This window comes from Flavobacteriales bacterium (assembly GCA_020635795.1).
In the GTDB taxonomy this organism is placed as follows: Bacteria; Bacteroidota; Bacteroidia; order Flavobacteriales_E; family Vicingaceae; genus Vicingus.
Genome location: JACJZD010000001.1, coordinates 116,133 through 128,645 on the forward strand (window position 1 = coordinate 116,133; position 12,513 = coordinate 128,645).

The window sequence follows — 12,513 nt, forward strand, 5'->3', positions numbered from 1 at the left end:
TAATAGAGAAAACTATATGAAAAAAATAGTAATAATATCATTTATGCTCATGGCTGTTGGAGTTGCTGTAGCTCAGCAATTACCTCATTTTAGTCAGTATTATTTAAATGATTATTTAATAAATCCAGCAGTTGGTGGTTCACGACCTTACTTTGAAGGTAAATCGGCTCATCGTTACCAATGGGAAGGAATAACTGACGCACCTAGAACTTATACGCTGAGTGTAAACGGGCCAACAAAAAACCAAAAAATGGGTTTTGGGGGATATATATTTACTGATAATGTTGGACCAACAAGAAGAACAGGATTTAATGCTTCTTATGCCTATCACATTAAAGTAAATGATAAAGTGAAATTATCTATGGGGCTTTCTGCTGGTGTAATTCAATTTATGATAGATGGCTCTAAAATAACACTACGTGAGAGTGATGATGATATTATTACAAATGGAGTGCAATCTGTTCTTTTACCTGATGCTGGGTTTGGTTTGTATTTATACCATGAAAAATATTATGTTGGATTCTCTGCACCTCAATTATTAAACAGTAGAGTGAACTTTTTTAAAGATGGACGAAACCCTGAAGGAACTTTGCCAAGTCACTTTTTCTTTAACGCAGGTTATAAATTTAAAGTTGCAGAAGATTTTGTTATCGAACCTTCTGTTTTTGTAAAATATGTTAAACCTGTTCCAGTTCAATTTGAAGGAACCGCTCGAATAATATATCAAGACAAAATATGGATAGCAGGTACTTATCGTGATAAAGATGCTATCACCGCTTCTATGGGTTATTTAATTAACAACTATTTTACTATTGCGTATGGGTTTGATTTTACTACAACAAACCTTAGAAACTATAGCAATGGAACTCATGAGTTAATGGTTGGAGTTCGTTTTTATCAATTTGCAAACAAAAAATCAACACCTTCAATTAATTAAAAGAACGCTCTAACTTGAACTCCACCAACATGAATAATTGGTGTGTCGTTTGATTTTCTTCCGTTGTAGTTCAAGTTTAGCTGCATGTGTTTCGATAAGTTTTGTTGGTAGATAACCTCCCAAGTCGTATTTTTTCCAGCCAACAAGCCCTCTAGGATTTCATAAGAAACAACTGTATTGTTAGTTGTGTTGTTGTATATGTTTTCAATATAGTTGATATTGAACATTACACTTCCTTTAGAGGCAATGTTATACCGTAATTCTGTTCCAATTTTATGCGCTTTTAAAAGTTCTCCTCCATGTATTGGATTGTTCTGTTTTTGCTTAAAGTTGTAGAACAAACTGATTCGTAATTTAACATCAGGTTGGTAGGTTAACTTAGGCTCTGCTTCATAATTAGTCAAGTAATAATTTTGATTGGTAAAAAATTGCGATTTATTTGATTTTATTCCGTTTGAAAGTATGTTTTGAATGGTAAAAACTCTTGAAATGTTCCATCTTATTTTACCTGTTCGGATAATTGTTTTTCGGGACTCAACACCGTTGGTAAGTAATGATTTTTCTTGATTTTCTTGATAAGTAAAATCCATGCTCCATTTGGTATTGGTCTTGTTAAAGAATATAGTATTTAAAAAACCTTGATTAGTGGTTACTAAATTACTGTCTGCAACATTGTAAACAAAAGGGTTGAAATATTCTTTTTTGTTCAAGGTTTTTCGGTTTACTCTGTAATTTGTTCTGTTAGCAAATCGTGATATAAATTTTTTAAAACCATCTTTTGCTCCCCATTGTGTTTCTGGGTTTAAGAACACTCCTTGATTAAATTCATTGGTATAAGTTCTAACAAACTCATTGGTAGGGGTAAATATTTTAATAAAGTTAGCTTGGTCTTTAAAAACGGCAACTTCAAATTCATTTAAATCGCTTGCTCCATTGTTATTTAAATCACCCAAATAAGTATGTGTTCCTTGTCCAGGTTGAACTTCTACAAACGAAAACTCTTTTTTTACTTCTAAACCAGAACCAATTTGATAAAACGTATTTGAGGTAATAGCACTTTTTAGAAATCGAGCAGAATATTCAACTCTAGATAATATATTTTCATCAGGTTTATTGGTCGTTAAAGTTGGTTCAGTGATATAGAGTTTTCTGTAAATAACACTACTTCTTAAAATGTGATTTTGATTTTTTAATAAAGCGTAAGATGCTTCGATATCTTCAGCTTTTGTAGTTTGTTTAAATAATGTAATGTTTGCAGCATCATCAGTTCGTTGTTTGTAGCTAATTAAAAATTTATTAATGGTGGTGTCAGTGTTGTGAACAAAACCCTTCCAAATATTAAACCTGAAACTGTTACCTAATAAAGTATCTGAATTTTGCGCAAAAAATTTATTCTGTTCTATTTCTTGTTCCACACCAAGAACAAACCAACTAATATCTTTTGTTAAGGTAGCTTTGTTTCTAATAAACTCGGTATTGTTTATTCCTTCTGTTTTTAAATAGCTCGAATTGCTTAAAAGTTTAAATCCTTTATGACTTACTGATGTAGAAATCCCATTTTTAATACCACGATATTCATTGATGTTATCTAAGTAATTTACAAAATACTTCACATCTAATAATTTAGATTTCTCAATTCCTACATATGAACTAATGGCATGTTGGTCGGAACTAAATTTAATTGCCGAAATATTCCAATCTCTTTGAAATTCAATATTTCTAAACGGGCCAATTCCTTTAAAATATTGGTCAATAAATTCATATCCAGCACCAACATTAAGTCTCCAGCTCTCTTTTTCTGATGATAAGGGAATAATGTTGTCACTTTTCATTTTCATGGCATAGCCAATATTGTCTTTGCTGTCTTTCGATGAAAAAGTATTAATATCATTATTAGATACAGCGCCCTCCCAACTAATTTTAGAAAACTCAGAAAAAATGTATTCACCACCAAAAACAGTCATTTCTATTTTTTTAGGAGTAATTAACAAAACAACAGGCTCATAATTTCCTTGAGGAATACCACCAATTGGTTCTACCCATTGATACACTCTGCCGTTTGCCGAGCTTTGAATTAATACATAATTACCATTGTTTTGACCAACCAACGAAAAACCTAATTGGTAAATAGCACTATCGGGGTCAGTTGAATAAACAAATACAGAGTCATAACCTAAAGTATCTATCATTTTATAAAGCACTAAGTTTTCTTTAAATCCAGTTAAGGTGATGTTTGGCACAACAGCTAAATCTAAACTATCGCCAATATCTGATAATAATTTTTTTTGAGGGTCACTTAAATCCTGGAGAAGTGGTTGATCTTTTAAGTCTTGTTCAGAAAAATAGTTAAAGGTTAACTTCAGCTTTTTACTATCATATTCTGTTCCAAAATTCAACATGGTACGGGAATAATTTCGTTCTGAATAATCAAATTCGGCAATAATTCTAGAGTCTTTTGTAATCAAAAAATTAGAGGTAAAAGTTAATTCGGCAGTGTTGTAATCAATTACATAGTCGTTTTCAGTACCTCGTTTCAACAGTTTACCATCTACATAAATTTTCTCAGTACCAGAAAGTACTATAATATAGGTTTCATTTTCGTTTCCTTTTAATCTGTATGGACCCTGATTACCCTCGACTCCATTAATAGATTGTCGAGCATATTTACCTTTTGATACCGCTGCACTAACAAATGGTGTAATGGTTCTGAATTCATTTTTTTTACTTGGATTCAATGTTATTTCGAAACTACCCCCTTGAGCTTTTTTATTTACATTTAAGAAATAACTTTTTGGTTGACGAACAAAAAAATCACCAGCAGTTAACTTCCAATTATCATCATAAAGTTGAATAAAAACTTTGTCAAAATCTTGAAGTTGCTGGGTATTTCCTTCCGCTTGGATGGGAATGTTGTCGTCAGAAATGGAAGCTAGTATATTTACATTTTCACTTATTTTACCAGAAAGTTGCAAGTTTAAACTTGAATTTACAGCCAAATCTTGATTATTTCCAAAAGTTGCTCCTCTCGATATACTCCCTGATTTATTTAATCCATTCAAATAAAAAATATCATCTTTAACTGGTGTGTATTCAAATAGGAAAGGATTCATAATAATAGAATCCTTATTTTCAATTACGTTGATTTTTTTGTGTTCAAATGATTCACTAAACGAAATAGGTAAAACCTTATAAATTATTTTAAGTTGATTGCCGAGTAAGCTTTTATCCTTTATTATAAATAATGAAGAGGTGTAGTCTATTTCGTAAAGTTTAGCGTCTAACAATATATTGTTTTTGTAAACAATTTCTGAAAATGGAACGATGGATTGTTGGTCGATTTTTAAAGTATCATTTGTTACTAAAAACAGTTGTACTCGGTGGTTGCTTATTTTTTGGGTAAATCCCAATTGATAAGAGAAAAGTAAAACAAATATTATGAGTAAAAAGCGCAATATTTTTAAGTTCAAAAACGCAAAAAAGGTAAAGATATTAAAATACTTGTTGAAATATTTTTGACAATACACGAATACTCATCTGTTAATTATTAAAAATTATCAAATAAGATAACGAAATTCATCTAAAAAAATGAATACTTTAGCTAATTATTTAGGATATTATAATGTAATATTTATATTTGTAATATCGTTTTTTAAAGTTTAAACAATTACTATGAAAAAATTAATCTATTTAATGATTGCTACATCGCTAATCTTTGTTGGTTGTGGTGGTAATGACAATAAAGATAAAAATAGCACTAAGGTTGCTCAAGGTGGTGTTAAATATGGTGGTGTTTTTAAAATTAACGAAACAGAAGATTTTAGAAGTTTATATCCTTTAAACGTTACTGAAGTTGTAGCTCATAGAATTACTAATCAAGTTTATCAGGGTTTAGTAAAATTGAATCAGGAAGATTTGAGTGTTATGCCTTCATTAGCTGAAAAATGGGAAATTAATGAAGACGCTACTTCATTTACCTTTTACTTAAGAAAAGGAGTGATGTTTCATGATAATCAGTGTTTTAAAGATGGAAAAGGTAGAGAGTTAAAAGCTAGCGATGTAAAGTATTGTTTAGATAAAGTTTGTGAAAGTACTCCTGAAAATCAAATGTATTGGTTGTTTAAGGATAAAGTTAAAGGCGCTCCAGAATATTTTCAATCAACTATTGATAAAAAACCTCTAGCAGGTGGAGTTGAGGGTGTTAAAGTAATTGATGATTACACAATTCAAATAAACTTGAGCTATCCTTTTGCAGGATTTTTAAAAATAGTTAGTCACTCAGCTTGTTGGGTTTATCCTAAAGAAGCCTATGATATGTATGGTATTGATATGAGAATTAATTGTGTTGGTACAGGTCCATTCAAGGTAAAAACTATTAAAGAATCTGAAACTGTTATTCTTGAAAACAATCCAAACTATTGGGGTGTAGATCAATATGGTAATAAATTGCCTTATTTAGATGGTATTAAATTTTCATTTGTAAAAGAGAAAAAAGCTGAGCTTTTAGAGTTTAAAAAAGGAAACCTTGATATGGTTTATCGTTTGCCTTTAGAAATGATAAAAGATGTAGTGGGAGAATTAGAAGATGCTAAAAAAGGTGGAAACAAACCATACATTATGCAAGTTGTTCCAGCTATGAGTGTTGTGTATTTAGGTATGCAAACTAAACTACCTCCTTTTGACAATATTGATGTTCGTAAAGCATTTAACTATGCTGTGAACAAAAATGATATCGTTACTTATACGTTGCAAGGTGAAGGTAGAGCAGGGGTAAACGGTATTGTTCCTCCGTTTAAAGGATATGATTATGAAAACGTAAAAGGATACGTTTGTGATCCAGAAAAAGCAAGAGAACATTTGAAGAAAGCAGGTTACCCAGGAGGTAAAGGTTTCCCAGAAATAACACTTCAAATAAATTCAGGTGGAGGTGATAGAAATGTTCAAATTGCTGAAGTTGTACAAAAAATGCTTGCTGAAAATTTAGGTGTTAAAATCAAAATTGAACAATTACAATTTCCTCAGCATTTAGAAAATTTAGAAACAGGAAAGGCATTGTTTTGGCGTTCTGCTTGGATTGCAGATTATCCAGATCCTGAGAATTTCTTAAATTTATTGTATGGCGGACATGTTCCTGCTGATATTTCTACAAAATCTTTTATTAACTCTGTTAGATACCAAAGTGCTGCTTTTGACACTAAATTTAATGAGGCTCTAAGAGAGATTGATGAAGCAAAAAGATATGAATTGTTTAGACAAGCAGATCAGATTGCTGTTGATGATGCAGCTACTTTACCAATTTTTTACGATGAGAATACTCGTTTAATTCAAGTTTATGTTAAAAACTTCCCGTCTAATGCTATGGAATATAGAGATATGACAGAAGTTTATTTTGATAAGGATTAATATAAACGTTTGTACGTTAATAAAAAAGCATCAGTCAATTGATTGATGCTTTTTTATTTGTATTTCTTTGTAAAACATAATATAAGTTAGTGATTCGATTTGTAAATATAGTTTTCCTCCTGTGTTTAACAGCAAATATTGCTGATGCTCAAATATTAGAAATCAATAGACCATTATTTACTGACGAGCCATTTTTTAATGCTAAGTTTATAAGTAATAACAAGGTTAAATCCATTACAGGTTCTCGGTCAAGTAAAAAGGTGCGAGACATTATTAGAACTAAGGGACTCGATTTTTATTACGAGTTTAATAAAGAGGGGTTATTAATAAAGCAAATTGCTACGTTTCTAGCTCAAGGAAACAAAAAAGACACCAATATTATAACCTATCATTATAGCAACAATAATAGGTTAGATTATGTTAGGAAAAGTGATAGTTATGGTTATTTCTCTTATCATTATAGGTATGATGAGATTAATAATGTTGTTAATCAAACCTATTGTAGAGATGAAAATATGTGTGATTACAAAGGGGATTTCTACATTCGAAATCAATATGTAATAAATACAGACAGCTTTTCTTACGAAAGATTAAGTGATACTCAACTAAAAAAGATGTATTACAACAGTTATAATAAAGTGTATAAAGAAGAATTTTATTATTACAATGAGTTAGGTAATTTGATTGAAGAATATTCCAAGTACATTATAGGGAATAAAAAATCAAAAATAACTTATGAGTATGATGAAAAAGGAAGGATAAGTAATGTGGTTAGCATACAGAACTTAAACCTAAACGAAAAAATAAAAGAAGTTTATATTTATGATGATTTAGATAATATATTAGAAATAAAAGTCTATCTCAACGATAAATATAAAACCTCTAAACAGTATTTGTATGACAAAAAAACAATGTTGTTAACAGCTCAGCTAATTCAGGAAGTAGAAACTGAATTTGTTCAAATTATTCAGTACCAATATACATTTTATAATGGAGAGACTACTTCCTTAACATTAGAAAACCATTAGTAGTAAGGAGATATTAAGATATAAACCAATACTCCAGTTAAGGTTACATAAAGCCAAATAGGCAAGGTTATTCTAGCAATTTTTTTATGCTTGTCAAATTTCTCTGCCAATGCTCTCGAAAAAGTAATTAAGACTAATGGCACCACAACAGCAGAGAGTGAGATGTGGGTCAGTAGAATAAACAAGTAAATTGTTTTTAAAACTCCTTCTCCACCAAAAGAGGTTGATGGTGTTGTTGCATGATATAACACGTATGACAACAAGAATAAGGTTGACAAAACCAATGCCGACCACATCAATTTTTTGTGTAACACAATATTTTTCTTTTTTATGGCTATTAATGCAAAACACAACACAAAAAAAGTTGTGCCATTAATACAGGCGTTTAATAGCGGAAGGAACGAAAATAGTGTGGTTTCTGTTTTAGGTAAAACATACAATATAGCAACAGCAATGGGTATTACAATTGAAAGAAAGACAATGAGTGATTTGTAAGGATTGCTAGACTTCATTAAGCTTTATCAATCAAAATAAAAAACAATGAGAAAATCAGGTAAAGGTAAGATAGTAGCATTATTCTTAAAGCATATTTGTCATCTAAAGTTTGTGCTAGTTTAATACTAGGTATTACCATTAAAAATGACAAAACAAATAACCCAATTGTAGCAATTCTACCAGCTATTCCAAAAAATTCAGGAAGAAAACTGCTTGTAAATAAGGCAATAGAACTTAGAAGTATAATTACAGCACTTGTTCGGTTTTTAGCATTAAAAGGTAACATTTTAAAGCCTGCCTGATTGTAATCTTTATGTAGTCGCCAAGCAATAGCCCAAAAATGAGGGAATTGCCATACAAATTGGATGAAAAATAAAATTCCAGCCTCTAAACTAAAACTTCCTGTTGCAGCAACCCAGCCCAACATTGGAGGAAAAGCTCCTGGAAAAGCTCCCACAAAAACACCAAAGGTAGAAACTCTTTTTAATGGAGTGTAAACAGCTACATACATAAAAATTGCTAGTAAACCTAAAATTCCACTTAAAGGGTTTAAGAGCAATCCAAGAATTAAAACACCCGAAATACCAAGCAAAAAAGAAACAATTAAGGTTTCGTTTACAGATAGTTTTTGTTGAGGTAATGGTCTGTTTTTGGTTCGTTCCATCAACAAGTCGTGGTTGCGTTCAATAATTTGATTAAAAGCATTGGCTGAAGAAGTGATAAACAATCCACCTACAGTAAGTAATAAAACAGAAACAAAAGAAAATTCGGTAGCTCCTATAAAGTAACCAAAAATGGCTGAAATTACTACGAATACAGTAATCTTTAACTTAAATAAAGCAGCATAGCTTTTTAGTTTTTCTAAAAAACCAATTGTAGTAATATTTTCTGCTTTAGTTATTGACATGATTAATTTATGTTTTTTAACATAGCTACAAAGAAAAGGAATACATTTAAAAATACGAATAATATGAATAGTTTTTTTTCTTAAAATATGTACATCTTTTTTAAATAACTACATTTGTCGGTTATATAGGTCATTATGGCATAAACGATTGTTTTGGTTGCATAATTGACAAGTTAGAATTTTGAAAATATTAAAAATATAAAATGGCAGGAGCTGGATTATTAAATAAAGTACTAAAAGCTTTTTTAGGAAGTAAAACAGATAGAGATTTAAAAGAATTATCTCCTATAGTTGAAAAAACAGCACAAGTATATCAAACGTTACAATCAATATCAAACGATGAGTTGCGTTCTAAAACAAGTGCGTTTAAAGCTAAAATAGCTGATAAAACAAAAGCATCTGAAGAAAAAATAGCAGAATTAAAAAATGCTATTGAAAACGATTTAAAACTCTCTATTCAAGAAAAAGAGGAAATATACAATCAAATTGATGCGATAGAAAAAGAGATATTAGCTCAAATTGAGGAAGTTCTTTTAGAAATTCAGCATGAAGCATTTGCCGTTATTAAAGAAACTTCAAGGCGATTTGCTGAAAATAAAACCATAGAAGTAACTGCTTCAGACATGGATAGAGATATTGCTGCAAAGCATGACCATGTTGAAATTAACGGGGATAAGGCAACTTATCATAATTCGTGGTTGGCTGCTGGAGCTGAGGTTACTTGGGCAATGGTTCATTATGATGTTCAGTTAATTGGGGGTAGTGTTTTACATCAAGGTAAGGTTGCTGAGATGCAAACGGGTGAAGGTAAAACATTGGTAGCAACTCTGCCTGTTTATTTGAATGCACTTGCAGGTAAAGGAGTTCATTTGGTTACAGTTAATGATTATCTTGCAAAAAGAGACTCGGAGTGGATGGCTCCAATTTTTGAATTTCATGGGTTAACTGTTGATTGTATTGATAAACATCAACCAAACTCACCAGAAAGACGAAAAGCATATTTAGCAGACATTACCTACGGAACAAATAACGAGTTTGGTTTCGATTATTTAAGAGACAATATGGCACGTACGCCAGAAGATTTGGTTCAACGTAAACATCATTATGCAATTGTCGATGAGGTTGATTCTGTATTGATTGATGATGCTAGAACACCGTTGATTATTTCTGGACCAACTCCAAAAGGTGATAAACATGAATTTCATGAATTAAAACCAAGAGTTGAAAAATTAGTAGCCGCTCAACGAAAATTTGTAACCGAAGCATTGAGTGAGGCAAAAAAATTGCTTACACCATTAATTAATGGTGAAAAAATAAGTAAGGAGGATCAAGAAAAAGGAGGGTTAGCATTGTTGAGAGCGCACAGAGGGTTGCCTAAAAATAGTGCATTAATTAAGTTTTTGAGTGAGCAAGGTATTAAAGCTGTTTTACAAAAAACAGAAAATTATCACATGCAAGACCAAAATAAAGAAATGCCAAAAGCAGATGCTGCTTTGTTTTTTGTGGTTGATGAAAAATCAAATTCGGTTGAGTTAACTGAGCAAGGTGTTGATTTAATTACTGGTTCTGGAGATGATGCAAAGTTTTTTGTGATGCCAGATATCGGTTCTGAAGTTGCTGAAATTGAAAAATCAACTGCTTCTGAACAAGATAAGCTTATCATGAAAGAAAGAATGATTCAAGATTATTCTGTAAAAGCTGAGCGTATTCATACCATTAATCAATTACTGAAGGCTTATGCTATGTTTGAAAAAGATGTGGAATATGTAGTAATGGATAACAAAGTAAAAATTGTTGATGAGCAGACTGGGCGTATCATGGAGGGTAGAAGATATTCTGACGGATTACATCAAGCCATTGAAGCAAAAGAAAATGTAAAAGTAGAAGCTGCAACTCAAACTTATGCAACAGTTACGTTGCAAAATTACTTTAGAATGTACCACAAGTTAGCGGGTATGACGGGTACAGCTGAGACCGAATCGCAAGAGCTTTGGGATATTTATAAATTGGATGTGGTTATTATTCCTACCAACAAACCTATTTTAAGAGATGATAGAGAAGACTTGGTTTATAAAACAAAACGTGAAAAATATACGGCAGTTATTGATGAAATCGTTTCGTTAGTAAATCAAAAAAGACCAGTTTTAGTTGGTACAACATCGGTAGAAATTTCTGAACTTTTAGGGAGAATGCTTAAAATGAAAGGAATAAGTCATAATGTATTAAATGCAAAATTGCATCAACGAGAAGCTGAAATAGTTGCTGGAGCTGGTAAAGCTGGAGCGGTTACCATTGCAACCAACATGGCGGGTCGTGGTACAGATATTAAATTAGGAGAAGGAGTTAAAGAAGCTGGAGGTTTAGCTATTATTGGTACCGAACGTCATGATTCTCGTCGTGTTGACCGTCAGTTGAGAGGTCGTGCTGGTCGTCAGGGTGACCCAGGCTCTTCTCAGTTTTTCGTGTCATTAGAAGATGATTTAATGCGTTTATTTAATTCGGAACGTATTATCAAGTTAATGGATAGAATGGGGTTAGAGGATGGTGAAGTTATTCAACATTCAATGGTTACCAAATCTATTGAAAGAGCTCAGAAAAAGGTTGAAGAAAATAATTTTGGAATTCGAAAAAGATTGTTGGAGTACGATGATATTATGAATTCGCAACGTGAAGTTGTTTACACAAAACGTAGAAATGCGTTGTATGGTGAGCGTATGGGTGTTGAAATTTCTAACATGATTTACGATGTGTGTGAGGATTTGATAAATGAAAGTCAAGAGGTTGAGGATTTTGAAACATTTAAGTTAGAATTGATAAGGTTGCTGGCTCTTCAAACACCTTTCTCAGAAGAAGATTTTATTAATAGCAAGTCTGGAGAGTTAATCGAAGATTTACATGAATTAGCGATTAATCATTATTACAAAAAATCGGAATTGATTGCTCAAATGGCATATCCTGTAATTAAGGATGTTTATGAAAATCAAGGAGCACAATATGAAAATATTTTAGTTCCGATTACTGATGGAATGAAGGTGTTAAATGTTTCTACCCCATTAGAAAAAACATATAATACCGAATGTAGAGAGTTGATTAAAGCAATAGAGAAAAATGTTATTCTTGCCATGATTGATGAGGATTGGAAGGAGCATTTAAGGGAAATGGACGAGTTGAAACAATCGGTACAAGGAGCTGTTTACGAACAAAAAGATCCGTTATTGATTTACAAATTTGAAGCATTTAAGCTGTTTAACAGTATGTTGCTTAAAATAAACAAAGAAGTTGTTCGGTTTTTAATGAAGAGCGGTTTGCCTCAACCAAAAGAAGGACAAGCAGAAGTTGAAGCAAAAGAAGCTCCTGCATCTGTAAAAAATGATTTGGCTAATTTAAAAATGAGCAGACCAGATTATACTTCTTCAAATACTGGTAATCCAGAACAAGAGCAACCAAAAGCTCAGCCAGTAAGGGTTGAGAAAAAAGTGGGTAGAAATGATGCTTGTCCGTGTGGAAGTGGAAAAAAATACAAGCAATGTCATGGAAAATAATTGATTAGGATTCCACGATTTTTTATAACTAAAGAATTAAAAGTATGAGGTAAAACTTTAAAGTTTTACCTCATACTTTTATAAACGCCCTCTAATTATAGCTGTTTCAAACCAAGTAATATTGATTTTTATAGGTTAAAAATTCGTTTAATAGAGATAATTAACAATTTTAACAATCCTATTAAAAAAATAACATTGAGTGGT

7 protein-coding genes are annotated in these 12,513 nt (G+C 31.6%); 4 read left to right on the forward strand and 3 right to left on the reverse strand.

Features of this window, described 5'->3' with window-relative positions; genetic code table 11:
- Window positions 1-16 precede the first annotated feature (16 nt).
- Window positions 17-937: a type IX secretion system membrane protein PorP/SprF gene (locus H6589_00505; GenBank protein MCB9173072.1), complete on the forward strand. Its 921-nt coding sequence runs from the start codon at window positions 17-19 to the stop codon at window positions 935-937.
- Here the strand turns inward: H6589_00505 and H6589_00510 are convergent.
- Complete coding sequence (locus H6589_00510) at window positions 934-4,344, reverse strand: hypothetical protein (protein MCB9173073.1); 3,411 nt, start codon at window positions 4,342-4,344, stop codon at window positions 934-936. The genes H6589_00505 and H6589_00510 overlap by 4 nt on opposite strands.
- A 262-nt stretch (window positions 4,345-4,606) precedes the next feature.
- Between H6589_00510 and H6589_00515 the strand changes: the two genes are divergently transcribed.
- On the forward strand, window positions 4,607-6,337 hold the full coding sequence (locus H6589_00515) for an ABC transporter substrate-binding protein (protein ID MCB9173074.1): 1,731 nt from the start codon (window positions 4,607-4,609) through the stop codon (window positions 6,335-6,337).
- A gap of 89 nt (window positions 6,338-6,426) precedes the next feature.
- Window positions 6,427-7,365 (forward strand): hypothetical protein, encoded by a 939-nt coding sequence (locus tag H6589_00520; protein ID MCB9173075.1) that lies wholly within the window; start codon window positions 6,427-6,429, stop codon window positions 7,363-7,365.
- Here the strand turns inward: H6589_00520 and H6589_00525 are convergent.
- A complete protein-coding gene (locus H6589_00525) occupies window positions 7,362-7,877 on the reverse strand; it encodes a DUF420 domain-containing protein (GenBank protein MCB9173076.1) in 516 nt (171 codons plus the stop codon). The genes H6589_00520 and H6589_00525 overlap by 4 nt on opposite strands.
- Window positions 7,877-8,767, reverse strand: a complete 891-nt coding sequence (gene cyoE / locus H6589_00530; protein MCB9173077.1) for a protoheme IX farnesyltransferase — start codon at window positions 8,765-8,767, stop codon at window positions 7,877-7,879. The genes H6589_00525 and cyoE overlap by 1 nt, the downstream gene beginning before the upstream one ends.
- Before the next feature lie 203 nt (window positions 8,768-8,970).
- On the opposite strand from cyoE, the gene secA reads away from it, so the two are divergent.
- The gene (gene secA, locus H6589_00535; GenBank protein ID MCB9173078.1) at window positions 8,971-12,309 is read left to right on the forward strand and encodes a preprotein translocase subunit SecA; all 3,339 of its coding nucleotides are present in this window, start codon (window positions 8,971-8,973) and stop codon (window positions 12,307-12,309) included.
- Window positions 12,310-12,513 lie beyond the last annotated feature (204 nt).

Bases quoted from the DNA above. Each gene is read 5' to 3' on its own strand.
- H6589_00505 (MCB9173072.1), top strand. From the start codon at position 17: ATGAAAAAAATAGTAATAATATCATTTATGCTCATGGCTGTTGGAGTT.
- H6589_00515 (MCB9173074.1), top strand. From the start codon at position 4,607: ATGAAAAAATTAATCTATTTAATGATTGCTACATCGCTAATCTTTGTT.
- H6589_00525 (MCB9173076.1), bottom strand. From the start codon at position 7,877: ATGAAGTCTAGCAATCCTTACAAATCACTCATTGTCTTTCTTTCAATT.
- cyoE (MCB9173077.1), bottom strand. From the start codon at position 8,767: ATGTCAATAACTAAAGCAGAAAATATTACTACAATTGGTTTTTTAGAA.
- secA (MCB9173078.1), top strand. From the start codon at position 8,971: ATGGCAGGAGCTGGATTATTAAATAAAGTACTAAAAGCTTTTTTAGGA.